Consider the following 25,467-nt stretch of genomic DNA (forward strand, 5'->3'; position numbering starts at 1 on the left):
GGGCGAACCGGCGACGGGGGGACACGCACCACGGCAACGCTGCCGCGCCGGCGACACCCGCACCCGTCCGTCCCGAGCGGGGACTCCGCGGAACGTGCCGCGGGACGCCGGGAGATCCAGGGAGGGAAATCCGTTGAGGAAAGGCTTCGTGTCCGCGGTGCTGGTCACCGTGGTCGCAGCGACGATGAATCTGACCACGCTGACCGGTCCGGCGGCGGCGGACACCTGTCCGACCCCGGGATGCGGCGGTGAGGTCGACAACAACACCAACGCCTACGTGTCCATCTCCAACTGCTGGGCCGACTCCTACGGCACCTGGGAGAACGGCGACAACCTGCCGTGCCACGGCAACCCGGTGCGGGTGGGCAACCTGCGCAACGCGCGGGTCTGGCTGTCACCCGGGCAGCGGGAGGACAACTACTCGCTCTTCTACGACACCGATGCCGTGCGGTTCCCGAAGGACTGCAAGACCTACTGGCACTGGTGGGGCCAGTCGAGGGAAGCGAACTCGGAGGACCGCCGGGGCAAGGACGCCATCTGGCGGAAGATCTCCAGCGCCGACCACTTCTACTTCGACCGGGTCGTCTGCTGAGCCGGGGCTCCTACGCGGAGGCGCGTCGCACCAGTGTGGTCGGCAGGACCACACTGGTCGGCGCGCCGACCGGCGTCCGGCCCCCCTGCCGGTCGGCGGCCGGCCGCTCCAGCCCCCGGAGCAGCAGCCGGGCCATCAACCGGCCCATCTCCTCTATGTCCTGACGGACCGTCGTCAGCGGCGGTTCGGAGTGCTCGGCGACCGGGAGCATGTCGTCGAAGCCGACCACGGCGACGTCCTCGGGGACCCGGCGCCCCCGTTCCCGCAGCACGCGCAGCGCCCCGGCCGCGGACACGTCGTTGGCGGCGAACACCGCGTCCACCTCCGGGCATCGGTCGAGGAGTGCCCGCATCGCGCGCTCCCCGCCCGCCGGGGTGAAGTCGCCCTCCTCGATCAGCCGGGGGTCGGCGTCCACCATGACGTCCCGGAACCCGTCGAGCCGGTCCACCGCGGAGGTCTGGTCGAGCGGCCCGGTGATGTGGGCGATCCGGGTGCGGCCGAGGCCGACGAGATGCCGTACCGCGTCCCGCGCGCCGCCCCGGTTGTCGCTGTCGACGTACACGGTGGGCGTGTCGCCGCGCGTACCGTCCGCCCAGCCGGGCCGGCCGCCGAACACGGTCGGGACGCCGGCGCCCCGGATCAGGCCCGGCAGCGGGTCGTCCAGGTGCAGCGAGAAGACCAGTGCCCCGTCGACGTGCCCGCCGGCAAGGTAGCGGCCCACGCGCGCGTAGTCCTCCGGGCCCTCGGTGAGCAGCAGCACGAGCTGGGAGTCGTGCGCGGTCAACTCCTTGCTGATGCCCCGGAGCTGGAGGGCGAAGAACGGGTCGGCGAAGACCCTGGTCTCCGGTTCGGCGATCACCACGGCCACGGCGTCGTGCCGCCGGGTGACGAGGCTGCGGGCCGCCTGGTTCGGCACGTACCCGAGCTCCTCGACCGCCCTGCGCACCCGCTCGACCAGCACTTCCCGGACGCCCTCGCCGCCGTTGACCACCCGGGACACCGTCGCCCTGGACACCCCGGCGCGCGCGGCCACGGCCTCCAGCGTGGGGCGCGACGCTGTCTCGGTCACTGGTGGTCTCTCCTCCGGGGCGGGTGCGATCAGGATAGCCCCGGGGACAAGGCCCTTGAGAGCGCTCCCTGATCATCGGCCGACACGGCCGAAATCCCGTTGCGCGGCGGGCCGTCGGTGCCCGAGGATCCCCGGATGACCATGAGAAAGGCCCATGAGGGCTGAGCGCCTGTCCCCGTACGCCCGCCTGCCGCGCGCGTACCGCGACCTTCACCCCCGGCACAGCACGGTCGACGCGTCCGGGCGTGCCCACTGGCTGATGACCGAGCACGCGGAGCCCTCGCCGCCGTACGACGCGGTGGTCGTCACGGTCACGGACGGCAGCGTCGGCAGGACGGGCCTCGGTCCGGTGTCGGCCCGCTTCCCCCGACTGGACTCCCTCCCGGACGGCGGCTTCGTCGTGGCCGACGCGCGCAGCCGTGACGGCGACGACCAGGTGCAGGTGTTCGACGTGCTGGGCCGCCCCTCGTGGGCGTTCCGTGTCGGCGACGCCATCGAGCACCTGCTGACCGACGAAGCGGGTGACCTGTGGATCGGCTACTTCGACGAGGGCGTCTTCGGCGACCCGCTGAGCGCACCGGGCGCCCGCCGCTGGAGCGGCACGGGCACCGCGCTGTGGGAGTACCGGCCGCCCCCGGGCGTCGACCACATCGCCGACTGTTACGCCCTCAACGTGGGCCGCGGCGGGGTCTGGGTGTACCCGTACACGGGGTTTCCGCTGGTGGAGGTCAGGAGTGACGGCTCGCTCCGGGCGCGGGCGACGGGGGTGGACGGCGCGTCGGCCGTGGCCGTGCACGAGGACCGGGCCGCGTTCCTCGGCGGTTACCGGGGCAACCGCGACCGGCTCACGCTGGCGCGCCTCACCGACACCTCCGTCGAGACCGTCCGCACGGCGCGCCTGACCCGCCCGGACGGCGCGCCCTTGCACCCGCGGCGCCGGGTCGTGAGCCGGGGGGCGCGGCTGTACGTCCAGGAGGAGCCGTACACCGAGTGGTTCGTGTGCGACGTCGGGGCGTCCCGGGCGGGGTGAGCCGTCGCGGGCGCCACCCCGCCCGCCCGTGTCTCAGTGGTGGTGGGAGGTCCCGGTCGGGCCGGCCCCGGCCGTCGTGCCGTCCGTCGTGCCGTCCGTCGTTCCGGCCGTCTCCGGATCGGCGGCGGTGTGCGGCTTGTGCGGCTCGTACCCCGGGATCGTCCCGTCCGTCTTGCGCACCAGGAACAGGCCGGCCATGCCCATGTCCGAGTGGCTCTGGACGTGGCAGTGGTACATCCAGGCGCCGGCCCCCACCCCCTCGCCCGCGATGACCTGGAAGCCGAAGGAGTCGGCGGGGCCGACGATCTTGTTGTCGATCACCTGGCTGGGGTCCTCGGGGCCGGTGAGGGTGCCGGTGCGGTTGTCGGCCCAGCGGTGACCGTGCATATGGAAGGTGTGGTAGTACTCGCCGTGCGTGATGACGACGAACTCGACGCGGTCACCGACGGTGGCGTCGAAGTCGGGGCCGGTGTGGGCGGGCTTGTTGTTGATGCGCAGGTCGTTGAAGACGATCGTGACGGTCCTGTCGGGCAGGACGTCGCCCTTGCGGCGGACGACGACCGGACCGTAGAGACCCTTGCGGATGCCGCCCGTGCCGTGCGCGGTGCCTACGGAGTGGTCGTGGTAGTGCCAGTAGCCGGCGCTGCCCGGACGCCAGGTGCCGTCCGGTCGGGTGCCGGGGGCGTGGGTGCGCCAGGTGTAGGTGCGGGTGCCGCCGGGCTCGACCTCGCTCCTGTTCAGCTTGGTGCCGTCGCTGGAGGTCTCGTAGTCGAGGCCGTGGACGTGCAGGCTCGCCGTCACGTCCATCGTGTTCTCGAACTCGATGTGCAGCGTGTCGCCCTCGTTCAGCTCGATCAGCGGGCCCGGTATGGATGCCTTGCCCTTCTCCAGGCCGTAGCCCATCTGCCCGTCGGCCAGCTTCTCGGCGTACAGCTTGACGTGCTTGACCTCGCCGCCCGCCGGAGCCGTCCTCGCCCTGGCGGCGGCGCTCACGGCCTCGGGGGCGGCGACGGTGTCGAGAGCCACGGACAACGATGTCGCGGCGGCCGCGCCGCCCAGCAGCACCCGCCGGTTGAACCCTCGTCTGTCCATCGCGTCCATGCGGAACTCCCCACGCTCATACGGATCTTGCGGAGACGCACCTGTGATCAACCTGTGTGACGGTAGCGGCACCCCAGCCGTTTCTCCACACCCAGGACAAAGTTCGCACCATTCCGGTCATAGGTCTTGGCGAGCCGCGCAAATGGGGGCTAGCTTCCATGGCGCTGTTGCTGTGACCGAGGAGGTGCCCATGTACTTACGAGGGTTGAGCGACGCCAAGAGACGGGCCTGGGCGGCCACGCTGACCGCTTCGGTCGTCACCGCGGGGCTCCTGGCGGGCCCGGCGGCCCACGCGGGCCAGGCGCCGGAACCACGGCTGACAACGATGTCGATCACCTCGCCGCCGGGCGGCTCCGGCCCCCGCGTGCTGATCTTCCACGGCTCCGCGGCGGCCGGGGACGAGTCGCCCGTGGTGAACGCCGGGATCGAGGCGATCGAGCGGATCGGTCTGTCGGGGCCGGCCTCCGAACGGTTCGAGACCATCGCCACCGGCGACGCGTCCGTCTTCACCGACGCGAGCCGGCTGAGCGGGTTCAACGCCGTCGTCTTCCTCACCGGCGGAGGGGACGTCCTCGATCCCGAGCAGGAGGCGGGGCTGGAGAGCTACATGGAGGCGGGCGGCGGTTTCGTCGGCGTCCATGACGCGGCCCGCGCCGAACCGTACTCGGACTGGTTCACCGGCCTGATCGGTGCCCGCCCGGCCGCTTCCAGTCCGACGGCCGTACAGCGGGCGACCGTCGAGGTCGGCGACCGGAGGCATCCGGCCACCAAGGACCTGCCCGTGCAGTGGAAGCGGCCGGACAAGTGGCTCAACTGGACGAAGAACCCGTCCGGCAACGTGCACACCGTGGCCCGGGTCCGCGAGTCCACGTACCGGCCGGGAGCGGGCGCCAACGGCTGGGACCATCCGGTGAGCTGGTGCCGTGACTACGACGGCGGCCGTTCCTTCTACACGGCGATGGGCGGAACCGTCTCGGCGTACGACGAGACCGACTTCCGCGGCCATCTGCGCGGGGCCCTGCTGTGGACGTCCCGGCTGGCCCGCGCCGACTGCAAGGCCACCATCGACGCCAACTACCGGGCCGAGCGGCTGACCCGGCCCAACCAGCCGGGACAGAACGACCAGATCGGCGAACCGCACGGCCTGGTCACCGCACCCGACGGACGGGTCCTCTACATCGGCCGGGGCGGCGCCGACTCCTCCCGGCCGGTGGTCACCGACTGGAACGATCCCGACATCGGCAAGGGCCTGGGCGAGATCCACGTCTACGACCCCAGGACGAAGAAGGTCACCCTCGCGGGCGCGCTCACCGTCTTCGGCAACAAGGGCGGCGGAGACGAGCTGATCAAGGTCGAGGAGGGGTTGCTGGGCATCGAACTGGACCCCGGCTTCCAGCAGAACGGCTGGGTGTACCTGCACTACACACCGCACTCCCGGATCGACCGTGACACCCGCACGGCCGAGCGCCGCGTCTCCCGCTTCACCCTCGACCTCGCGACGAACAGACTCGACCTGGGCAGCGAGAAGACCCTGCTGAAGTGGCCCGTGCAGATCCACAGCTGCTGCCACGCGGGCGGCGGGATGACCTGGGACTCCAAGGGCAACCTGTACATCGCGACCGGGGACAACAACTCCAGCGGTTTCAGCGGCGGTTACTCCGGCAACAACCCCGAACCGAAGTACAAGGGGCTGTCGTTCGCCGACGCGCGCCGCACCGCCGGCAACACCAACAACCTCAACGGCAAGATCCTGCGCATCCATCCCGAGCCCGACGGCACCTACACCCTGCCCCTGGGGAACCTCTTCACCGGCCGGGAGACCGCCGAGGGCGGCGGCAAGACACGCGGCGAGATCTATGTGATGGGCGTCAGGAACCCCGCCCGGATCTTCGTCGACCGGCGGACGGACGTCCTCTACGCCGGCTGGGTCGGCCCCGACGCGAGCACGCCGTCGACGACCTGGGGCCCGGCGAAGTACGACACCTTCGCCGCGATCACCGAGGCCGGCAACCGGGGCTGGCCGTACTGCATGGGCAACAAGCAGCCCTACCGCGACCGTAGTCTGCCGGATCCGTCGAAGCCGCTGGGCTGGTACGACTGCGACCACCCGAAGAACGAGTCCCCGAACAACGACGGGCTCGTCAACCTGCCCCCGGTGACCGGCAACAACATCTGGTACTCGCCGCAGGGGGGCGCCCCCGACTTCCCCCGGGACGCGAGCGGCATCCCCTCCTACAAGAACGAGGAGGCGACGTACCTGCTGCCGTGGCTCAAGGGCGGCGGCCAGGCCACGATGAACGGGCCGGTCTACCGGTACTCCGCCTCGGGTGACGACGCGGTCCGCTGGCCCGCCTACTGGGACGGCAAGTGGTTCGTCGGCGACTTCTACGACGCCGACCAGCCGCGCCACGCGGTGGTCATGGACCCGAGGAACCAGGGCAGCGGCGGACTCCCGGTCCACGCGGAGTCGCTGAAGAAGATCGTGCCGGTCGGGGCCGACGGCATCAGGAACCTCATGGACTGGAAGTTCGGCCCGGACGGCGCGCTGTACGTCCTCGACTACGGACGCGGTTTCTTCACCTCGGACGCCAGGTCGGCGCTGTGGCGCGTCACCTACACGGGCGGCGGCCCGACGCCGGCGGCCGACGAGCTGGCCAGGAAGGCGGAGTGATGGGGAACAGACGCGTGTGGGCGGTCCTGCTGGCGGCCCTGCTGACGGTCGTCGGGCTGACGTCGACGCCGGCGTCCGGCCGTACGGAGGGCGCGCGGCAGCGGGCCGCCGCCCAGGTGCTCACCTGGACCGCCGGTGACGACATCACCAAGTACCTCACCGCCCCGCGGACCGCGGTGGCGGGGCCCACCACCCTCGTCTTCGAGAACAGCAGGGCGACCGGCAACACCCTGGGGATGCCGCACACCCTGACCTTCGACGTCTCCGACCCGGAGTACAACAACGATGTGCCGCTCAACATCCTCGCCAACCCCGGCGACGACCAGGGCGGCCGGCACACCGCCGAGGTCACGCTCACCCCGGGCCGCTACCGGTACTACTGCACGATCCCCGGACACGGCCAGATGCAGGGCATCCTCGTGGTGACGGAGGGGACGGGCGAGGACACCACCGCGCCGGAGACCTCGGCCGAGGTCGCCGGGACACGCAACTCCGAGGGCGCGTACGTCGGTTCGGCGTCGGTGACCGTACGGGCGACCGACACGGGCGGCTCCGGGGTCGAACGCGTCGAGTACGCGCTCGGCGGCACCGGTGCCTGGCTGCCGTACACCGCGCCCGTGGTGATCGACCGGGTCGGCACGCACGAGGTCCGCTACCGGGCGGTCGACAGGGCGGGCAACACGGCGGCCGAGAAGAGCGTCGGGTTCACCGTCGTGGCACCGCCGACGGACGACACGACCGCGCCGGAGACCTCGGCGACGGTGACCGGCGAGAAGAACCCGCAGGGCGACTACGTGTCCATGGCGACGGTCACCGTCTCCGCGTCGGACACCGGATCGGGCGTCAACACCGTCGAGTACGCGCTCGGCGGCTCGGGGGCCTGGCGGCCGTACACCGCCCCCGTGATGGTGCACGAGACCGGCACGCACCAGGTGCGGTACCGGGCCACGGACAGGGCGGGGAACGTCTCGGCGGAGAAGAGCGTCGGGTTCACCGTCGTGGCACCGCCCGCCGAGGACCGGACTCCCCCGGTGACGGGCGCGACCGTCGAGGGCGACCGGAACTCGGCCGGCGCGTACCTCAGGAGCGCGAAGGTCACCGTCGGCGCGACCGACCACGGCGGCTCGGGCGTCGCCGCGGTCGAGTACGCGCTGGACGGCGGCCCCTATCTCGCCTACACCGCGCCCGTGGTGGTCGATCGCGCGGGCACCCACACGGTGGCCTACCGGGCGAGCGACAAGGCGGGCAACACGGCCGCCGCGCGCTCGGTGAGCTTCACCGTCGTCGCGGGCGGCGGCGTCCCCGCCCCCAACTGCGCCGAGTACGACGAGCGGTTGACGGTCTTCGTCGGCACGATCGACTCGGGAGTGCCGAACCGGGTCACCGACAACCGGTGCCGGATCAACGAGTTGATCGAGGACGAGAAGGAGTGGACGTCCCACGCCCTGTTCCTGAAGCACGTGGACACCGTCCTCGGCAGGCTGCTGAGGAACGGGGTCGTCGACGCCCGCGAGCACAGCGCCGTGCGGGGGGCCGCGGAGAGGTCCGGCATCGGCAGGCCCGGCCAGACGGAGGGCTACCGCACGATCCTCGACGGCACGGCCGAGTCCTTCGCCAAGTGGCAGCAGGTGGGCGGCGGTTCGTTCGCGCGGAACGCGGACGGCTCGATCACCTCCGGCACCACGAGGGACGGGCTCGGCATGCTGTGGTTCCCCGAACGCAAGTACGGCGACTTCTCACTGCGCCTGCAGTGGCGGGACGACGCCCCCGGCACGGGCAACGCCAACTCCGGTGTGTTCGTGCGCTTCCCGGGGGTCCACGACCACCCGGAGGAGTCGCGGCCGGAGTGGGTCGCCATCAAGTACGGCCATGAGGTCCAGGTCTTCGACCGGCCCGACGGCGACCTGTACAAGACCGGGTCGGTCTACGGCTTCGACCGGGTGGGGCTCGCCGGCGCGGGCGTCACCCAGAAGGGCACCTGGAACGACTACGAGATCCGCGTGGTCGACCAGCACTACTCGGTCTACCGCAACGGCGTCCTGATCAACGAGTTCGACAACACCGGCGGCCAGGACTTCAGCCCGCCCCGCGCGGACGACCCGGGCACGGACGGACGGCGGTTCGCCTCCGGCTACCTCGGCCTCCAGGTCCACGGCACGACGGACGTCGTCTCCTACCGGGACGTCAGGATCAAGGAGCTGTAGGGACGCACGGGACCGCTCCGGCCCGGCCCCTTGTCAGTGGCGTACGGCAAGCTGTGATCAGTGGCTGCCGTACGCCACTGCCGTGCGACGGGGAGGCTGTGTGCTCACGGGGATCGACGACGTCGACTGGGCGTCCATGGGACACGCGTACACCGATACGGCGACCGACGTCCCGGACCTGCTGCGGGGTCTGGCGTCGGACGACCCCGCCGAACGGGACCTCGCGCTGGACGGCATGTACGGGGCGGTGCACCACCAAGGGGACGTGTACGCCAGCACCGTGGCCTGCATCCCGTTCCTGTTCGAGCTGGCGTCGCGGGAGGGCCTGGCCGACCGCGCCGCGCTCGTGCACCTGCTGTGCAGCATCGGGGGCGACGGCGAGGAGAAGCCCGACCCGGAGGAGATCGGCGGCCTCTTCGAGGACGAGGAGGAGGACGCGGCGTACGTCCGGCCGTTCCTGGACGCCTGGGAAGAGGTGCGCGCGCGTGCGGACGTCTTCCTCGGGCTGCTCACCGACCCGGACCCCGAGGTACGGGCGGCGGCCGCCGCGGCGCTGACGCGGCTGCACCCGGATCCGGCGCGGGCCTTCGCCGCGCTGAGCGCCCGGCTGCCGCACGAGCGGACGGCGGAGGCACAGCTCGCCCTGGTGGACGCGGTCGGAGAACTGGCCGTCGGGCACGCGGAGGACATGGCGGAGCGGGCCGCTCCCGTGCTGGGCGCGGCGGCCCGACGGGACGACTGCGCCCCCGAGGCACGGCTGACCGCGCTCGATCATCTGGCGCACGGCGCGCCGGGGTCGCTGCCGGAGGACACCGCGGAGATCGCCGTCAAGGCGCTGGGGCAGGCGTACGAGCGGCGGACGTGCGCCGCCGGGACGCCCGGCCCGACGCCGGAGCGGCCCCGGACGCCCACACTGGTGTCGCATCTGCGGGAACTGGAGGCCGCGCAGCACGCGGAGGCCGGCCCCGACGGGACCCACGACATCCTGCGCCGGCTGCACCGCGGCCTGGGCGACCGGACGGACATACGGTTCCCGCTGCTGATCGACCAGCTCGGCAGCCCCGACCGGGAGCGGCGGCTGCGGGCGATCGCCATGTGCGGCGAGGTGCTGCGGGGCTGGCGGGCCCCGGACGACGAACCGGTGACCGCGCTCGCCCGGCAGCTGCGGGAGCCCGACCTCGGGCTGTGCCGGGCCGCGTTGGGCGAGCTGCGCGATCTCGCCCCGATCACCGGTGCCGTGACCGATGAGGTGGTGGGCTTCCTCATGGAGTTCTCGTCGGGCACCCGGGGCGACGAGCAGGGCCTGTCCTGGGACGACATGGCGTTCGGCAGGGCCATCGACCTGCTGGCGCTCCGGGGCGACGAGCGCATGGTGAACGCGGTGCGGTCCGCGGTGGGCCGGCTCCCGGAACCACCGGCGCATCTGGAACGGTGGCTGCGGGCGTTCGACCCCGAGACCGCCGCCGAGCTGGGGCCCGTGCTGCACGACCGGCTCGCCGCGCTCGGGCCGGACGACCGGAGCGCCACCGGGGACCTTCTCGTCGGCGGGCTGGGCGTCATCGCGTACGCCGAGTCGCTGGACCTGCTCGTCGGGCGGCTGCGCGCGAGCGGGGGCGGCGGGACGACGCGGCGGTGCGTGCTGCGCGCCCTGTCCCGCTACGGCGAGGCGGCGGCCGGAACGGCCCCGTTGCTGCGGGAGTTGACCCGGGGGGCCGGGGCCGTCGAGGACCGCCTGGCGGCCGCCCACGCCCTGTGGGCGACGACCGGGGACACCGCGACGGCGCTGCCCGTCCTGCGGTCCGGTCTGGAGTCCGGCGACCGGGCCGTCCGTGACCTCGCCCTGCGGCTGCTGGGGTTTCTGGGTCCGGCGGCGGCGCCCCTGGGCGACGTCCTGCGCACGCTGGACGGGACCGCCCGTGCCGCGATCGCCCTCTGGCGGGTGACCGCCGACACCGAGGCGGCACTGCCGCGCCTTCTGCACCACTGGACCGCCGATCCGGGGTTCCGGCCGTCGATCGCGGCCTGCCTCGCCGGGATGGGCGCCTCCGCGGCCCCGGCGCTTCCCCTGCTGCGGGCGGAACTCGCCTCACCGCGCCGCCATCACCACGACGGGTCCGCCGACCCCCGCCAGGACATCACGGCGGACGAGGAGCTGCTGAGGGACTGCCGGCGCATGGTCACGGTCCTGGAGTCCGGCGCGGGGACCGGCCCGGAGGGGAGCACCGCGTGACGGGCGGGGCGGCGGGTCAGTCCTTCCTGGCCCTGCTCGGCTGCACCCGCTTCGGCTCGCCCGGCATCTTCGGGTACTCCGGCGGATACGGCAGGTCCCCGAGGCCGTGGTCGTGCTCGTCCCGCGCCGCCAGTTCCAGCAGCGCCTCCAGCGAGAACGCGTGCGCGTCCATGTCGGCGTGGACGTCCCCCACCTCGGCGAAACGCGACGGCATCGTCCCCAGGTCGAAGTCGCGCGGCACGGCGACCCCGACCTCGTCCCAGGTGAGGGGGGCGGAGACGGGCGCGTGCGGGTGGGGCCGTACGGAGTAGGCGGAGGCGATGGTGCGGTCGCGGGCGGTCTGGTTGTAGTCGACGAAGATCTTCGCGCCGCGTTCCTCCTTCCACCAGGCCGTGGTCACCTGCTCGGGCATCCGGCGCTCCAGTTCGCGGGCCACGGCGATGGCCGACCGGCGCACCTGGGTGAAGGTCCAGTCCGGCCGGATCGGCACGAAGACGTGCAGGCCCCGCCCGCCGGAGGTCTTGGGCCAGCCGCGCAGCCCGCCGTACTCGTGCAGCACCTCGCGCAGTTCGTGCGCGGCGCGCACCGCGTCCGCGTAGTCGGTGCCGGGCTGGGGGTCGAGGTCGATCCGGAGTTCGTCGGGGCGGTCGACGTCGGCGCGGCGGACCGGCCAGGGGTGGAAGGTGAGCGTGCCGAACTGGGCGGCCCACACGACGGCGGCGACCTCGGTGGGGCACATCTCGTCGGCGCTGCGGCCGCTGGGGAAGGTGATGTGGGCGGTCGGGATCCAGTCGGGCATGTTCTTGGGGGCCCGCTTCTGGAAGAAGTTCTCGCCCGTGACCCCTTCCGGGTAGCGCTCCAGCGTGGTGGGCCGGTCGCGCAGCGCGCGCAGGATGCCGGGGCCCACGGCGATGTAGTACCGGGCGAGGTCCAGCTTGGTGAAGCCGCGCTCCGGGAAGAAGATCTTTCCCGGGCTGGACAGCCGTACCGTCCGCCCCGCCGCCTCCAGCTCCACCGCTTCGCCCATGCGAGCCACGGTAGGCGGAGGGGAGGAAAGCCGCATATTCGATGTCATGCCCGGCGTATCCCACCGCGCGGCACCCGGACCGCGGTCGCAGAATCGGACCATGGATCTCCCGGTGATGCCGCCCGTGAAACCGATGCTCGCCAAGTCCGTGGCGAAGATCCCGCCGGCCATGCACTACGAGGCGAAGTGGGACGGGTTCCGGGCGATCGTGTTCCGCGACGGCGCCGAGGTGGAGATCGGCAGCCGGACGGGCAAGACGCTGACCAGGTACTTTCCCGAGCTGGTCGCGGCCCTGCGCGAGCGGTTGCCGGAGCGCTGTGTGATGGACGGCGAGGTCGTGATCGTGCGGGGCGGGCATCTGGACTTCGACGCCCTGACCGAGCGCATCCATCCCGCCGACTCCCGCGTCCGGATGCTGGCCGAGACGACTCCGGCCTCCTTCGTGGCCTTCGACCTGCTCGCCCTGAACGACGAGTCGCTCCTCGACGTCCCGCTCACCGACCGGCGCGCGCTGCTGGAGCTGGCCCTGTCGGAGGTGACGGCCCCGGTGCACGTGGCTCCGGCGACCAGGGACCGCGAGCTGGCGGAGCGGTGGTTCGAGCAGTACGAGGGGGCGGGCCTGGACGGGGTGATCGCCAAGCCGCTCGATCTGCGCTACCGGCAGGACGAACGGGCCATGTTCAAGATCAAGCACGAGCGGACGGCGGACGTGGTGGTGGCCGGCTACCGCTTCCACAAGAGCGGGCCGGTGGTGGGCTCCCTGCTCCTGGGCCTGTACGACGCCGGCGGCACCCTCCAGCACATCGGCGTCTGCGCGGCCTTCACCATGAAGCGGCGCGCGGAACTGGTGGCGGAGCTGGAGCCGTGGCGCCTGGAGGACGTCGGGGAGCACCCCTGGGCGGCCTGGGCCGAGGAGGCGGCGCACGACACGGCCCGGCTGCCGGGGGCGCCGAGCCGGTGGTCGGCGAAGAAGGACTTCTCCTGGGTGCCCCTGCGGCCCGAGCGGGTCGCCGAGGTCGCGTACGACCACATGGAGAACGGCGTCCGCTTCCGCCACACGGCCCGCTTCCGCCGCTGGCGCCCCGACCGTACGGCGGAGAGCTGCACCTACGGGCAGCTGGAGGAGCCGGTCACCTACGACCTGGCGGAGATCCTCGGCCCCGGCACCGGGGCCTGACGGCCTCCACCCGCGGCGGGGCCGCCCGTCGGGGCCCGGCCGCCGGGGCCCGGCCGCCGGTGTGCCCGTCGGGGCCCGGCCGCCGGTGTGCCCGTCGGGGCCCGGCCGCCGGTGTGCCCGTCGGGGCCCGGCACCGGTCAGGGTGCCGCGCCAGCGTGCCGTGTCAGGGTGCCGCGTCAGGGTTGCATGACCACCTTGATCGCCCCGTCCTCCTTGCGCTGGAACATCTCGTACGCGTGCGGCGCGTCGGCGAGCGGCACCCGGTGGGTGGCGAAGTCGTCGACGCCGAGGGGGTCACCGTCCGTGAGGAGGGGCAGGATGTCGTCGGTCCAGGTGCGGACGTTCGCCTGGCCCATGCGCAGCCGGATCTGCTTGTCGAACATGGTCAGCAGCGGCAGCGGGTCGACCTTGCCGCCGTACACACCGGAGAGCGAGATGGTGCCACCACGTCGTACGAGGTGGATGGCCGTGTAGAGCGCCGCCAGCCGGTCCACGCTGAAGTGCTCGGCGACGCGGGCGCCGAGCGCGCGGGGCAGGTGCCCGGCCGTGTTCTGGACGAGCCGGGCGGCCGCGCTCCCGTGGGCCTCGGTGCCGACGGCGTCGATCACGGAGTCCGGCCCTCGCCCGGCGGTGCGGTCCTGGACCGCGGCGACCAGGTCCTTCTCGTCCTCGTACTCCCGCAGGTCGAACGTCTCGACACCCCGCTCGCGTGCCCGGCGCAGCCGCTCGGGCACCAGGTCGATTCCGAACACCTGCTCGGCGCCGCGTTCCAGGGCCACCCGGCAGGCCATGTCCCCGATGAGGCCGAGGCCCAGCACGGCGACACTGCCACCGGGCGGGATGTGCGCGTACTCGACCGCCTGCCAGGCGGTGGGGAGCACGTCGGAGAGATAGAGGAAGCGGTCGTCGGACGGCCCCTGCGGCACCTTGATCGGGCCGAACTGCGCCTGGGGGACGCGCAGGTACTCGGCCTGGGCTCCGGGGACCGCGCCGTACAGCCGGGTGTAGCCGAAGAGGGCGGCTCCCATGCCCTCGCCGGTGCACTGGGTGGTCTCGCACTGGGTGGGGAGGCCGGTGAGACACATCCAGCAGGCGCCGCAGGCGATCTGGAACGGCACGACCACCCGGTCTCCTGCCGCCAGGTCGGGCACCGCGGCGCCGACCTCCTCGACGATGCCCATGGGTTCGTGCCCGAGGATGTCGCCCGGTGTCATGAACGGGGTCAGCACCTCGTACAGGTGCAGGTCGGAGCCGCAGAGCCCGGTGGACGTGATCCGGACGACCGCGTCCGTCGGCTCCTGGATCACCGGATCGGGCACGGTCTCCACGCGTACGTCCCGCTTGCCCTGCCACGTCACTGCCTTCATCGCGCCCACACTCCGTTTCCTGCCTCGGTCGGCGAGTCCGGCACGGGTACCCGACACCCCGTCCCCGAACCAGTCAGAAACGAACTGGTATGGCCATCCATCAACCAATAAGCGCACAATCGAAGACATCATGGACGAGACGAGCACGACCGGCAGAAGACCGCGGGCGCGGGCGGGGCGCCGCGCGACGACGGGGGCACTGCTCGCCGCCCTGGCCGCGGCCGCCCTGCTCGCGGGCTGTACCGGGACCGGCCCGGAGGGCGACGGCGGGCACGGACGCAGCGACGGCGGCGGGGACGACCGGGCCAGTGCGTCGCCCGTGGGTTCCGTGCTCGCCGTGAAGATCGACAACGTCTCCGCCGCGCGCCCGCAGACCGGACTCGACGCCGCCGACGTGGTCTACGCCGAGCAGGTCGAGGGCGGGCTCAGCCGGCTGATGGCCGTGTACGCGACGAAGTTCCCGGCGAGCGTCGGCCCGGTGCGCAGCGCCCGTGAGTCCGATCTGGAGCTGCTGCGCCAGTTCCACGAGCCGACCCTGGCCTTCTCCGGCGCGCAGAGCAAGCTCCTGCCCCTGATAGACCGGGCGCCCCTGCACGCGAAGACCCCCGAGGACGCCGGCGACGCGTACTACCGCGGCGACGAGAAGCCCGTCCCGCACAACCTGTATCTGCGCCCCGAGAAGCTGGTCGGCCCACCGCCCGGCCCCGACGCCCTGACCACCGGCTTCCGCTACGGCCCCGCTCCCGACGGCGGCACGCCCGAGGACTCCCGCACCGTCCGTTATCCGGCGGCCCGCTTCACCTTCACCTGGTCCGGCGACAGCCACCGCTGGCAGGTCTCCATGGACGGCACCCCGACGATCACCACCGACGGCGCCCGGGTCGCCCCCGCCACGGTCGTCGTCCAGCACGTGCCGATCCGCCCGTCCCGCTTCCGTGACTACCTGGGCAACAACACCCCGTACACGCAGACGGTCGGCGCGGGGCGGGCGGAGATCCTGCGGGACGGCCGGGTCTTCGAGGCGCGCTGGGAGCGCGAGGACGCGACGGACGGCACGACCTTCACGACGGCGGACGGCGCGCCGATGGACTTCGCGCGCGGCCAGATCTGGGTGGTGTACGTGAAGGCGTGAGACCTGTCGTTCTACCGGGTGCCCGTGGACTCGGCCGGGCTGCGCAGTTCCTCGGCCGCGTCGGCCACCCGCCGGATCAGCTCGAAGAACAGGTCCTGCTCGTCCGCCGACAGCGGCGCCAGGAACACCTGGTTCATCCGGGCCGTCCGCACCGTGAGCCTGCGGTGCGTGCGCATGCCGTCCTCCGTGAGCCGGAGCAGGAAGCGCCGCCCGTCCTGCGGATCGCGCACCTTGTCGAGCAGGCCCCGGCGCCCGAGCCGGCTGATGACCTCCGACATCGTCGAACGGTCGAGCCCCACCCGCTCCCCCACCGTGCGCTGGTCGAGCCCCGGCTCGGCGACGAGCGTGTTGAGGACGGCGAACTGCGGCGAGGTGATCTCCTCGGAGACCATCGCGTTCCACAGCAGGTAGTGCGCCTGCTGCAGCCGCCGGGCGAGGTGCCCGGGATGGGCGGAGAGGTCCACCGCGGCCATGTTCGCTCCTCGGCTCGAATGAGTCGGACACCGTGCGCCGCCGCCCGACGCCCCTCAGCCATCAGCCATCAGCCATCAGCCATCAGCGACGATTCGTACGTGCACTGAATAATCATCCGACATCCGGCAGACTGTGTCCAGATGCCCGCCCACGAGTGATTTCAGCGCTCTCATGGGCCTTGACGAGGGGGCGGAGGGAGTGGCAGCGTGAACGGCACTTCTCCCCCAATACTCAGTGCGCTGACTAAATCGCCGAGCTGAACCGAGATCAACCGAGGCGGCCCGGGGACCCGCCTTCGACGAGCCCGACAAGACGTCAGGAACCGCCATGACTCTCACCCAAGCGGACATCGACCAGGAGATCGCCGCCGAGCACGCCGCCTACGCCGAGCGCGTCGCCGACGGCGCGCCCGTGGAGCACCAGCCGCGCCGGGACTACGCCCCCTACCGGTCCTCGGTGCTGCGGCACCCCAAGCAGCCGCCCGTCGGGATCGACGTCACCCAGGACCCGGAGCTGGTGGAGCTGGCCTCGCCCGCCTTCGGGGAACGGGACATCACCGAGATCGACAACGACCTCACGCGCCAGCACGACGGGGAGCCGATCGGTGAGCGCATCACCGTCTCCGGCCGGCTCCTCGACCGCGCCGGGCGCCCGCTGCGCGGCCAGCTGGTCGAGATCTGGCAGTCCAACTCGGCCGGCCGCTACGCCCACCAGCGCGAGCAGCACGACGCACCCCTGGACCCGAACTTCACCGGTGTCGGCCGCACCCTGACCGACGACCAGGGGCGCTACCACTTCACGACGATCCAGCCGGGCCCCTACCCCTGGCGCCAGCACGTCAACGCCTGGCGGCCGGCCCACATCCACTTCTCGCTCTTCGGCTCGGCCTTCACCCAGCGGCTCGTGACGCAGATGTACTTCCCGAACGACCCGCTGTTCCCCTACGACCCGATCATCCAGTCGGTGACGGACGACGCGGCCCGGCAGCGGCTGGTCGCGACCTACGACCACAGCCTGTCCGTGCCGGAGTTCTCGATGGGCTACGCCTGGGACATCGTGCTCGACGGCCCGCAGGCCACCTGGATCGAAGAAGGACGCTGACCCGCCATGACGAAGATCGACACCAGCCGCCCGGAGACGGTGCTCCCGACCCCGTCCCACACCGTCGGCCCGTTCTACGGCCACGCCCTGCCCTTCCCCGGCGGCGGCGAGATCGCCCCCGTGGGCCACCCCGACACGATCACCCTGCACGGCCGCATCCTCGACGGCGCGGGCGACCCGCTGCCGGACGCCTTCCTGGAGCTGTGGGGCCCCGACCCGGACGGCAACCTCTCCCGGGTCGACGGCTCCATGCGGCGCGACCCCGCGAGCGGCGGCTTCCTCGGCCGCAACGGCGTGGAGTTCACCGGCTGGGGCCGCGTCCAGGCCGACGCGGCCGGCCACTGGACGGCCCGTACGCTGCGGCCCGGCGCCCGCGGGCGGAACGCCCCGTACCTCAGCGTGTGCGTCTTCGCGCGCGGCCTGCTCGTCCATCTGTTCACCCGGATCTACCTGCCGGGCGACGCGGCCGCGCTGGCCGCCGACCCGCTGCTCTCCCGGGTGGACGAGGCGCGCCGGAGCACGCTGATCGCCGAGGAGCAGGGGAACGGCACCTACCGTTTCGACATCCGCCTTCAGGGCGAAGGCGAGACGGTCTTCCTGGAGTTCCAGTGACTTCTGCTGACGCCGACACCGGTCTGCTCGCCCCCGGGTGGACCGGCTCCCCGGCCGCGTCCGCGACCGGGGACGCCGCCTATCTGCGGGCGCTGCTCGACGCGGAGGCCGCGCTGACCCGCGCCCAGGCCGCGCTGGGGCTGGTCCCCGCCGAGGCCGGGCCCGCGGTCACTTGCGCCGCGGACGCCGCCGCCTTCGACGCACGGTCCCTCGCGGAGCGGGCCCGCGGCGGCGGCAACCCGGTGATCCCGCTGGTCGCGGACCTCACCGAGGCGGTGGGCGACCCCTACGGCCCGTACGTCCACCGCGGGGCGACCAGCCAGGACATCATGGACACGGCGACGATGCTGGTGGCCGCCCGCACCCTCGACCTGATCCTGGCCGACCTCGGGCGCACGGAGTCCGCGCTGGCCGCCCTCGCGGCCGCGCACCGGGACACCGTGATGCCGGGCCGTACGCTCACCCAGCACGCCGTGCCCACGACCTTCGGGCTGAAGGCGGCGGGCTGGCGCTCCCTGGTCCTGGACGCCCGGGACCGGCTCGCGGTCGTACGGGCGAGCCTGCCCGCACAGCTCGGGGGCGCGGCGGGCACGCTGGCGGCCTTCACCGTCTTCCGGGCGACCGACGACGAGAACGCGGCCGACACCGACACCGGCACCGGCACCGGCACCGGCACCGGCACCGGCACCGGCACCGGCACCGAGAAGTCGGCCGGCACCCGTGCCCTCGTCGCCGCATACGCCCGTGAACTGGGGCTGCGCGAGCCCGAGTTGCCCTGGCACACGCTGCGCACCCCGGTCGCGGACCTCGCCGGGGCGCTGGCCTTCGCCGCGGGCGCCCTCGGGAAGATCGCGGCGGATGTACTCGTCCTGGCCCGGACGGAGATCGCGGAGGTCGCCGAGGGCAGCGGGGGCGGCTCGTCGGCGATGCCGCACAAGGCCAACCCCGTACGGTCCACGCTGATCGCGGCGGCGGCCCGGCGGGCTCCCCTGCTGGCGGCGGCCCTGTACGGCGCGCTGGCCGCCGAGGACGAGCGGCCGGCCGGGGCGTGGCACGCCGAGTGGGAGCCGCTGCGTGAGCTGCTGCGCCTGGCCGGCGGCGCGGCGCGGGACGCGGTGGACCTCGCGCGGGGGCTGCGGGTGGACGCCGACGTGATGCGCGCCCATCTCGACCTCACCCACGGCCTGATCGTCTCCGAGCGGCTGGCGGCCGAGCTGGCCCCCGTGCTGGGCCGGGCCCGCGCCAAGGAACTGCTGACCCGGGCGGCCCGGCGGGTCCACGCCGAGGGCCGCCCGCTGGGCGAACTGCTGGCCGAGGAGCCGGAGTTGAGCGGCCTCGACCTCGACCTGGCGGATCTCGTCGATCCCAGGCGCTACACCGGCTCCGCCGGAACCCTCACCGACCGTGCTCTGGAGCGACGTTGACCGACAAGATCCTCAACCACCGTGCGGAGGGTCCGGCCTCCGCTCCCCCGCTGCTGCTCGGTCCCTCCCTCGGCACGTCGACCCGGCTGTGGGACAAGGTGGCGCCCGAGCTGTCCGTCACGCACCGGGTGATCCGCTGGGACCTGCCGGGGCACGGCGGTTCCCCGGCCGGTCTGATCGCTCCGGGGGCGACGGTCGGTGACCTGGCCGCCTTGGTGCTCGCCCTGGCGGACACGCTGGGCATCGAACGGTTCGCGTACGCGGGGGTCTCCCTGGGCGGCGCGGTCGGACTGCACCTGGCGGCGCACCACCCGGAGCGGATCTCGTCCCTCGCCGTGATCTGCTCCTCGGCCCACTTCAACGGGTCCCGGCCGTGGCGGGAGCGCGCGGAACTGGTGCGCCGGGAGGGGCTGGCGGGGCTCGCAGAGACCGCCGACGCGCGCTGGTTCACACCAGGGTTCACCGTGCCGGCGCTGGTCGACGACCACCGCACCGCCGACCCGGCGGCCTACGCCGCCTGCTGCGACGCGCTCGCCTCCTTCGACATCCGCGAGGAGCTGCCGGGCATCTCCGCGCCCACGCTGCTCGTCGCCGGCCGGCAGGACCCGGCGACCCCGCCCGCGCATCTGCGGGAGATCGCGGACGCGGTGCCCGGGTCGTCGCTCACGGAGATCCCCGGCGCCTCCCACCTCGCCCCCGCCGAACGTCCGGAAGCCGTACTGGCCGCTCTGCGCAGGCACTTCGACGGTTACGCGCGACGCGGAATGGAGGTGCGCCGCCAGGTCCTCGGCGACGCGCACGTGGACCGCGCGCAGTCCCGGCAGACACCGTTCACGGCCCGCTTCCAGGACTTCATCTCCCGCTACGCCTGGGGCGAGATCTGGACCGACCCCACCCTGTCGCACCGCGAACGCAGCATGATCACCCTGACCGCGCTGATCGCCCACGGCCACTACGACGAACTGGCCATGCACATCCGAGCCGCCCGCCGCAACGGCCTCACCCCGGAGGAGATCGGCGCCGTCCTGCTGCAGAGTGCCGTCTACTGCGGAGTACCGGCGGCGAACTCGGCCTTCGCCACGGCTCAGCGGGTGCTGGCGGAGGAGGACGGAGGCTGAATCACGTGAGCCGCCGCAGCGCCTTTCTCGCCCGATCGACCAGTCCGTCGGCGCCGCAGGACTCGGCGAGGGTCAGACCCCGGTTGAGTTCGGCGGCAGAGCGCGCGGCGATGCCGTAGTCGACACGGGCCGCCGCGTGTTCATAGGCCGCAGGCGAGTTTTCCAAGTAGGCCACCGCCTTGGCGTACAAGGAGGTGGCCTGCTTGCCGGTCGCGAGGAAGGCTTCGACCCGGAGGGCCTCGCCGATGGCAGTGTCCGTACCGAGGCGTTCGGCGCGACGGCGAACGCTCACGGCGAGTTCGGCGGCGCGCCGTGGGTCCTCGGAGGCGAGGGCTCGTGCGAGATCTCCGCCCCAGGGGGCGATGACCGTGTTGTGGTGCCCCCGCGCTGCCGCCGCCTTCTCCGCAGCCTCCAGTTCGTTGATGCCGTCCTCGGTGCGGCCGACGGCGAGCAGCAGCCTGCCCCGTACGGAACGGGGGTCGGGCAGCACGACGGTGGACGGGTACGGAGGTGCGAAGCCTTGCTCCTCGGCGACCGTCCACGCCTCCTGGACGTGGCCGCGCGCAAGCAGCGTGTCGACGAGGTTACAGGTCGAGGACCAGTGCAGAGGGAGCCCGCGGCCGACTCGTTCGGCGAAGGCCAGAGACTTGCGCAGAGACTCTTCCGCGTCCCTGAGCCGACCCCGCAATCGATGCCCGTGGCCGACGTAGGCGTGGGCCAGGGCGAGATGTCCGCCGCTCCATCCGGCGCTCTCGTAGGTGCGCAGTGCCTCTGTGTAGAGGCTTTCCGCCCGGTCGAGCCGGTCCGCGTAGGCGTATGCGATGGCCAGCATCAGGGGCAGTTCGATGTCCCACTCGCTGTCGGTCCAGCCGAGGCCCGGTGCCAGTCTGCCGTTGACGAGCGCGCGGTCACAGAACTCGACGACCTCCTCGGCGCTCTCGCCGCGCACCACCGCGTCGAAGCCTCGCAGGATCAGCAGAGCACGCTCCGAGTTGTCTCTTCCCGTGCAGGCCGCGGCCAGGGTGGAGAGTTCCTGGGAGTGGGTCGGCGAGAGATCCACATCCGCATGGATCACCTCCCACATGTAGTGGGCGGCCTGGAGCCGCATGCGCGCCGGACCCGGTGCCAGCCGCGCGGCCTCCGCGTCGACGGTACGGACCGCCTCCTCCAACTGGTCGTTGTGGAGCAACGCCTGAGAAAGACGGAACACCGCGTCCACGCGCTCGGAGCTGTCGAGGCCGGGCTCGGCAAGCGCCGCTCGGAGGTACTCCACCGTGGTGGCGGGCGAGGTGAGGAGGGTGGCACAGCCCAACTCGTACAGCACACGAGCGCGGACATCCTGCTGCGGCGGCTCCTTCAGAGCTCGCTCCAGGCAGCGGCGGGCGGCGTCCGGGGCCCCCACGGCGAGGTGCTCTCGCGCGGCGGCGCGCAACTGCTCGACCAGTTCGGGATCGCCGTCGGCGTGCACTTCGACGAGATGGCGTGAGGCTGCCGCGGCACCCCGCCCGGACTCGCTGACGACCGTAGCGGCCACGCCGTGGAACGCGGTGCGGATGCCAGGCGGGATCGATTTGTACACCGCGGTGGCGATCAGCGGGTGCACGAACTCCAGATCGCCGTTCTCGGATCTGCCATTGACGGGACTGGATTCGGTGAGGATACGGGCCCCGGTCAGCAGATCGGCACACTCCGCGGCCGTCTGCGGGCTCAAAGAGGCGAGGCGGGCCACGATCTCCACAGAGATGCCGGTGTGCAGGATGGCCGCCGCCCAGGCGAAGCGCGTGGCGTCGACGCCGAGCGTTTCGAGACGGGCGACAAGTCCGCGACCGCGCGCCGTTCGGTTCAGGGCGCGCAGTTCCGCCGCGGAGCCCTCGGCCGGTTCCAGCTCGCTGTCCTGCACCTTCGCGAGGAGTTCCACGGTCTCGTACGGGTTGCCGCCGGTCACGGCCCACACTTCGCGGCAGAACGGGTCGTCCGCGTGTTCGCCGACCGTGGCCCGGGTGAGCCCGGCGGTGGCTTCGGGAGTGAGCGACCTGAGCGTGGCGACGGGGCGGGCCCTGGAGGCGACCTCGGCCAGATGACGGGTGCCGTCGCCGGTGGCCTCACCAGGGCGGCGGGCCACCAGGACGAGAACGCGCATCTCCGCAAGCCGCTCGGCAACCGCGGACAGCCAGTGCAAGGTCTCCTGGTCTGCCCAGTGGGCGTCGTCGATCAGCAGGACGAGTGGCCAGCTTCGCCGGGAGAGGCGGCTCACCGCTGCGACCAGTCCATCGCAGACAGCTTGCGGGTCGGCCGGGCCGCCGCCCGGCTCCGCGAGCCCGAGCGCGGGTCCGGCGATGTCGTACCAGTCGCCCAGGTACTCCCGGATCTCCTCTTCCATCAGCCCCATCAACGCGGGCTGGAGCAGCTGCCGTACGACGTTGAAGGGGACGGACGTGACGGTTTCGCCGCCACGCGCGTACCAAGCCACGCAGCCTCGTTCCGCAGCTATCCTGCGTGCCTCGGTGAGAAGCGCGGTCTTGCCGATGCCAGCCTCGCCGCTGAACACCAGCACAGAGCCTGAAGATGCTTTGTCGACACGGAGTTCATCGATCGCCTGCGTGACGGCAGCGATCTCCGCTTCACGTTCCCACAGGGAAGCCGAGGTGGCCGGATCGGACCGTCCCTGCGTCATCCCGTTACCTCCCCAGCGCCGCCGAACGACGTACAGGTCATTGAGCGTAGCCCTCCGAGTGCAGAAGTGGAGGCCGGTCCGGGCACCTGTTGCCGTGTCGGGTGACAGCGTGTGACTCCACGACGGCGTAGCAGGCCCCCGTCTGCCCGATTCAGCGTGACGGGCAGTCAACTGCCCGCATTTCCCTGCGACCTCACGTCATCCGCGAGGCACTCCCCTACGAGACCTAGAACGACGGCACCCGGGCGCGGACACGAAGCAGAACGAACGTGTGCATCCCTGGGGGCGGGAGCCTGAGCGCCGCATGCTCGGACCGACGCACCATGACTGCGGGACGCTCATGCGGACGCACGGTCTCAGCCATGTGATCCACCGAGCCGTCGCCGGGGCAGCCCGTCGCCGGAGCTTATGCGACGGCCACGAGCTCACTCGCCCATGTCTGTAGTGAAATCAGATAGTTAGCTAGCAAAAGAGGAAAGAGAGGAGACAATCGACCGTTTCGGAGGCGGAATCGCGCGGTGGGCGGGCGAATAGCCGTCCCCTCTCATCCGGTTTTCACTCCGGCCTCATACGGTTGCACCATGACGCAGGTGACTCCTCCCGGCTGGTACCCCGACCCCGGCCAGACGAATGACGCGCCCGCCACCGAGCGCTGGTGGGACGGCAAGGCGTGGACGGACCAGGTCCGGCCCGTGGGCTCGGCCGGGGGGTTCGGGCCCCCGGTCTATCCGCCGGCCGCCGGGCCGTACCCCCCGGGGACCGGCCCCTACCCGCCGGTGGCCGGGGGGCATCCGGGGTACCCCGGGTACCCGGCCCCCGCTCCCCGGCGCGGCCTCCGGATCGGGATAGCGATCGGGGTGGCGGCCGCGGTGCTGGTCAGCATCGGTGTGGGCGTGTACGCGCTGGCCGGCGACGACCGCGGGAGCGACGGCAGTACGACCTCCCAGGGCTCGGGCGGGCAGAACGGCGGCGGCGACGGTGGCCGGGGCGGGGACTCCGACGGCCGGGGCGGGCCGGGGGGTTCCGGCGGCTCCGACGGCCAGAGCCCCGCGCCGGACGGCTCCGGGCAGCCTCCGCAGATCGAGGAGGGGTACGCCACCGACACGACCAGCGGCATCAGCATCCCCGTGCCCGACGGCTGGCTCGGCGCGCCCCTGCGGGCCGGTGCGCAGGTGACGACGGAGGCGTCGTACAAGTGCCCGGCCGACGCCACCAAGACCTGCACGCGCGGCGGCGCCTACTCCTCGCCCGCCGAACTGCTGAAGCTGAAGGCCACCACGGCCGAGGCGGCCGCCAAGGAGGACATCTCCCAGGCCGCCGAGGACGCGTACGGCGCGGAGGGCTACGGGAAGATCACCTCGCACAAGGAGCTGGCGTCGAAGGCGGTGACCGTGGCCGGCGAGAAGGGCTACTACGTCCGCTGGAAGGTGGTCACGGGCAAGGGCGACGACGGTTACGTCGAATCGCTGGCCTTCCCCTCCCCGGCCGACTCCAAGCGGCTCGTCGTGGTCCGCTTCGGGGTCGACGTGAGCGACGAGGCGCCCAGGCAGTCGGTCATCGACGAGATCACCAAGGGCATCAAGGAGGCGTCGATCGACGGAGGCGGCAGCGGTCAGGGGGTGTGACCCCCACGGCCCGCCCACCTGGCCCGCCCACCTGGCCCACCCGGCCCGCCCACCCGGTCGGTCCGAAAAGGCCGGCCGGGTGGGATTCCTCTCCGCTCCAGAGGAACCCCACCCGGCCGGGGGTACGCGCCGCCCCCGTCCCCACGGTGCGGCGCGATCAGGCCGTCGTCCGGGATCGCTCCACGGACGGCGCCCTGAGTCTCACGTGAGGCCGAGCGCCGGCAGCACGGCCGCCTCCATGAACTTGATGATGTACGTCTCGTCCGCGTCCCGGCCCTCCAGGACCGGCCGGGCCCGCAGCACACCGAAGATCTGCGCCGGGACGAACTCCAGCGCCGGGTGGTCCGCGGGGACCTCGCCCCGGGCCACTCCGCGGGCGATCATCGTCCGGAGCGCGTCGATCTCCGGCTCCACCAGCGCGTCCCGCAGGGCGGTCCGCAGTTCGTCGTCCTGCACGGCGGCGTGGCCGAGCGCCTGGAACAGCCGCCCCTCCAGCACATGTCCCTGGCCCGCGTGCCGGGCCACCTCGCGCAGGTCGCCGGCGAGCGTGCCGGTGTCGATCTCCGCGAAACGGACGCTGCGGCGCGCGCGCAGGGCGGCCGCCACGAACTGGGGCTTGGTTCTCCACTGGCGGTAGAGCGTCGACTTGCTGCACCGCGTGGTCGCGGCGACGCCCTCCATGGTCACCGAGTCGTAGCCGCACTCTCTGATCTGTTCGAGCACGGCGTCGAAGAACTCCTGCTCACGCTCGGGTGTGAGTTTGGAGCGGCGCGAGGCGACGGCCGTCTCCGGCCCCTCCGCTGCCTGCGACGTCATGACTCGTGTCTCCTTCGGTCGTC

Annotated in this window: 19 protein-coding genes; 12 read left to right on the forward strand and 7 right to left on the reverse strand. The window is 72.4% G+C overall.

Annotated elements, in window-relative coordinates; translation table 11 throughout:
* Nucleotides 1-148 precede the first annotated feature (148 nt).
* Nucleotides 149-592, forward strand: a complete 444-nt coding sequence (locus tag PYR72_RS11135; RefSeq protein ID WP_275455172.1) for a hypothetical protein — start codon at nucleotides 149-151, stop codon at nucleotides 590-592.
* Between the two features lie 10 nt (nucleotides 593-602).
* Here PYR72_RS11135 and PYR72_RS11140 read toward each other — a convergent pair whose 3' ends face one another.
* Nucleotides 603-1,661: a LacI family DNA-binding transcriptional regulator gene (locus PYR72_RS11140; protein WP_275455173.1), complete on the reverse strand. Its 1,059-nt coding sequence runs from the start codon at nucleotides 1,659-1,661 to the stop codon at nucleotides 603-605.
* A gap of 154 nt (nucleotides 1,662-1,815) precedes the next feature.
* Between PYR72_RS11140 and PYR72_RS11145 the strand changes: the two genes are divergently transcribed.
* Entirely contained in the window at nucleotides 1,816-2,691 is an 876-nt protein-coding gene (locus tag PYR72_RS11145; RefSeq protein ID WP_275455174.1) for a hypothetical protein, read from the forward strand.
* A 33-nt stretch (nucleotides 2,692-2,724) separates the two neighbouring features.
* Here PYR72_RS11145 and PYR72_RS11150 read toward each other — a convergent pair whose 3' ends face one another.
* Complete coding sequence (locus PYR72_RS11150; RefSeq protein ID WP_275460382.1) at nucleotides 2,725-3,783, reverse strand: multicopper oxidase domain-containing protein; 1,059 nt, start codon at nucleotides 3,781-3,783, stop codon at nucleotides 2,725-2,727.
* Between the two features lie 199 nt (nucleotides 3,784-3,982).
* On the opposite strand from PYR72_RS11150, the gene PYR72_RS11155 reads away from it, so the two are divergent.
* The 3 genes from PYR72_RS11155 (at nucleotide 3,983) to PYR72_RS11165 (ending at nucleotide 10,897) form a co-directional block, all read left to right on the forward strand.
* Entirely contained in the window at nucleotides 3,983-6,463 is a 2,481-nt protein-coding gene (locus tag PYR72_RS11155) for a ThuA domain-containing protein (RefSeq protein WP_275455175.1), read from the forward strand.
* Nucleotides 6,463-8,667, forward strand: coding sequence for a family 16 glycoside hydrolase (locus tag PYR72_RS11160; protein WP_275455176.1), 2,205 nt, complete (start codon nucleotides 6,463-6,465; stop codon nucleotides 8,665-8,667). The genes PYR72_RS11155 and PYR72_RS11160 overlap by 1 nt, the downstream gene beginning before the upstream one ends.
* A 100-nt stretch (nucleotides 8,668-8,767) precedes the next feature.
* The gene (locus PYR72_RS11165; protein WP_275455177.1) at nucleotides 8,768-10,897 is read left to right on the forward strand and encodes a HEAT repeat domain-containing protein; all 2,130 of its coding nucleotides are present in this window, start codon (nucleotides 8,768-8,770) and stop codon (nucleotides 10,895-10,897) included.
* A 16-nt stretch (nucleotides 10,898-10,913) separates the two neighbouring features.
* Here PYR72_RS11165 and ligD read toward each other — a convergent pair whose 3' ends face one another.
* Nucleotides 10,914-11,924, reverse strand: coding sequence for a non-homologous end-joining DNA ligase (gene ligD / locus PYR72_RS11170; protein WP_275455178.1), 1,011 nt, complete (start codon nucleotides 11,922-11,924; stop codon nucleotides 10,914-10,916).
* Nucleotides 11,925-12,024: 100 nt separating this feature from the next.
* Here ligD and PYR72_RS11175 point away from each other — a divergent pair, with 100 nt between their 5' ends.
* On the forward strand, nucleotides 12,025-13,101 hold the full coding sequence (locus PYR72_RS11175; protein ID WP_275455179.1) for an ATP-dependent DNA ligase: 1,077 nt from the start codon (nucleotides 12,025-12,027) through the stop codon (nucleotides 13,099-13,101).
* 176 nt (nucleotides 13,102-13,277) lie between these two features.
* On the opposite strand, the gene PYR72_RS11180 is transcribed toward PYR72_RS11175, so the two are convergent.
* Nucleotides 13,278-14,468, reverse strand: a complete 1,191-nt coding sequence (locus tag PYR72_RS11180; protein WP_275455180.1) for a zinc-dependent alcohol dehydrogenase — start codon at nucleotides 14,466-14,468, stop codon at nucleotides 13,278-13,280.
* Nucleotides 14,469-14,598: 130 nt separating this feature from the next.
* Here PYR72_RS11180 and PYR72_RS11185 point away from each other — a divergent pair, with 130 nt between their 5' ends.
* Entirely contained in the window at nucleotides 14,599-15,600 is a 1,002-nt protein-coding gene (locus tag PYR72_RS11185) for a DUF3048 domain-containing protein (protein ID WP_275455181.1), read from the forward strand.
* An 11-nt stretch (nucleotides 15,601-15,611) separates the two neighbouring features.
* On the opposite strand, the gene PYR72_RS11190 is transcribed toward PYR72_RS11185, so the two are convergent.
* Nucleotides 15,612-16,073, reverse strand: a complete 462-nt coding sequence (locus tag PYR72_RS11190) for a MarR family transcriptional regulator (RefSeq protein ID WP_275455182.1) — start codon at nucleotides 16,071-16,073, stop codon at nucleotides 15,612-15,614.
* Nucleotides 16,074-16,401: 328 nt separating this feature from the next.
* On the opposite strand from PYR72_RS11190, the gene pcaH reads away from it, so the two are divergent.
* Genes pcaH through pcaD form a run of 4 tightly spaced genes read left to right on the forward strand, consistent with a single transcriptional unit; the run spans nucleotide 16,402 to nucleotide 20,329 of the window.
* Nucleotides 16,402-17,175, forward strand: coding sequence for a protocatechuate 3,4-dioxygenase subunit beta (gene pcaH / locus PYR72_RS11195; RefSeq protein WP_275455183.1), 774 nt, complete (start codon nucleotides 16,402-16,404; stop codon nucleotides 17,173-17,175).
* A 6-nt stretch (nucleotides 17,176-17,181) separates the two neighbouring features.
* Nucleotides 17,182-17,787, forward strand: a complete 606-nt coding sequence (gene pcaG / locus PYR72_RS11200; RefSeq protein ID WP_275455184.1) for a protocatechuate 3,4-dioxygenase subunit alpha — start codon at nucleotides 17,182-17,184, stop codon at nucleotides 17,785-17,787.
* Complete coding sequence (locus PYR72_RS11205; RefSeq protein ID WP_275455185.1) at nucleotides 17,784-19,211, forward strand: lyase family protein; 1,428 nt, start codon at nucleotides 17,784-17,786, stop codon at nucleotides 19,209-19,211. The genes pcaG and PYR72_RS11205 overlap by 4 nt, the downstream gene beginning before the upstream one ends.
* Complete coding sequence (gene pcaD / locus PYR72_RS11210; RefSeq protein ID WP_275455186.1) at nucleotides 19,208-20,329, forward strand: 3-oxoadipate enol-lactonase; 1,122 nt, start codon at nucleotides 19,208-19,210, stop codon at nucleotides 20,327-20,329. The genes PYR72_RS11205 and pcaD overlap by 4 nt, the downstream gene beginning before the upstream one ends.
* A gap of 1 nt (nucleotide 20,330) precedes the next feature.
* Here pcaD and PYR72_RS11215 read toward each other — a convergent pair whose 3' ends face one another.
* Nucleotides 20,331-23,003, reverse strand: coding sequence for an AAA family ATPase (locus PYR72_RS11215; protein WP_275455187.1), 2,673 nt, complete (start codon nucleotides 23,001-23,003; stop codon nucleotides 20,331-20,333).
* Between the two features lie 581 nt (nucleotides 23,004-23,584).
* Here PYR72_RS11215 and PYR72_RS11220 point away from each other — a divergent pair.
* On the forward strand, nucleotides 23,585-24,628 hold the full coding sequence (locus PYR72_RS11220; protein ID WP_275455188.1) for a DUF2510 domain-containing protein: 1,044 nt from the start codon (nucleotides 23,585-23,587) through the stop codon (nucleotides 24,626-24,628).
* 201 nt (nucleotides 24,629-24,829) lie between these two features.
* On the opposite strand, the gene PYR72_RS11225 is transcribed toward PYR72_RS11220, so the two are convergent.
* On the reverse strand, nucleotides 24,830-25,444 hold the full coding sequence (locus PYR72_RS11225; RefSeq protein WP_059082840.1) for a TetR/AcrR family transcriptional regulator: 615 nt from the start codon (nucleotides 25,442-25,444) through the stop codon (nucleotides 24,830-24,832).
* Between the last annotated feature and the right edge of the window lie 23 nt (nucleotides 25,445-25,467).

The organism is Streptomyces sp. VNUA24, from assembly GCF_029167005.1.
Lineage (GTDB): Bacteria > Actinomycetota > Actinomycetes > Streptomycetales > Streptomycetaceae > Streptomyces > Streptomyces scabiei.

What these genes read in the sequence shown, in the direction of transcription:
- PYR72_RS11145 (WP_275455174.1), top strand. Translation starts at nt 1,816, where the DNA reads ATGAGGGCTGAGCGCCTGTCCCCGTACGCCCGCCTGCCGCGCGCGTAC.
- PYR72_RS11150 (WP_275460382.1), bottom strand. Translation starts at nt 3,783, where the DNA reads ATGGACAGACGAGGGTTCAACCGGCGGGTGCTGCTGGGCGGCGCGGCC.
- PYR72_RS11155 (WP_275455175.1), top strand. Translation starts at nt 3,983, where the DNA reads ATGTACTTACGAGGGTTGAGCGACGCCAAGAGACGGGCCTGGGCGGCC.
- PYR72_RS11160 (WP_275455176.1), top strand. Translation starts at nt 6,463, where the DNA reads ATGGGGAACAGACGCGTGTGGGCGGTCCTGCTGGCGGCCCTGCTGACG.
- ligD (WP_275455178.1), bottom strand. Translation starts at nt 11,924, where the DNA reads ATGGGCGAAGCGGTGGAGCTGGAGGCGGCGGGGCGGACGGTACGGCTG.
- PYR72_RS11175 (WP_275455179.1), top strand. Translation starts at nt 12,025, where the DNA reads ATGGATCTCCCGGTGATGCCGCCCGTGAAACCGATGCTCGCCAAGTCC.
- PYR72_RS11180 (WP_275455180.1), bottom strand. Translation starts at nt 14,468, where the DNA reads ATGAAGGCAGTGACGTGGCAGGGCAAGCGGGACGTACGCGTGGAGACC.
- PYR72_RS11185 (WP_275455181.1), top strand. Translation starts at nt 14,599, where the DNA reads ATGGACGAGACGAGCACGACCGGCAGAAGACCGCGGGCGCGGGCGGGG.
- PYR72_RS11190 (WP_275455182.1), bottom strand. Translation starts at nt 16,073, where the DNA reads ATGGCCGCGGTGGACCTCTCCGCCCATCCCGGGCACCTCGCCCGGCGG.
- pcaH (WP_275455183.1), top strand. Translation starts at nt 16,402, where the DNA reads ATGACTCTCACCCAAGCGGACATCGACCAGGAGATCGCCGCCGAGCAC.
- pcaG (WP_275455184.1), top strand. Translation starts at nt 17,182, where the DNA reads ATGACGAAGATCGACACCAGCCGCCCGGAGACGGTGCTCCCGACCCCG.
- PYR72_RS11215 (WP_275455187.1), bottom strand. Translation starts at nt 23,003, where the DNA reads ATGACGCAGGGACGGTCCGATCCGGCCACCTCGGCTTCCCTGTGGGAA.
- PYR72_RS11220 (WP_275455188.1), top strand. Translation starts at nt 23,585, where the DNA reads ATGACGCAGGTGACTCCTCCCGGCTGGTACCCCGACCCCGGCCAGACG.
- PYR72_RS11225 (WP_059082840.1), bottom strand. Translation starts at nt 25,444, where the DNA reads ATGACGTCGCAGGCAGCGGAGGGGCCGGAGACGGCCGTCGCCTCGCGC.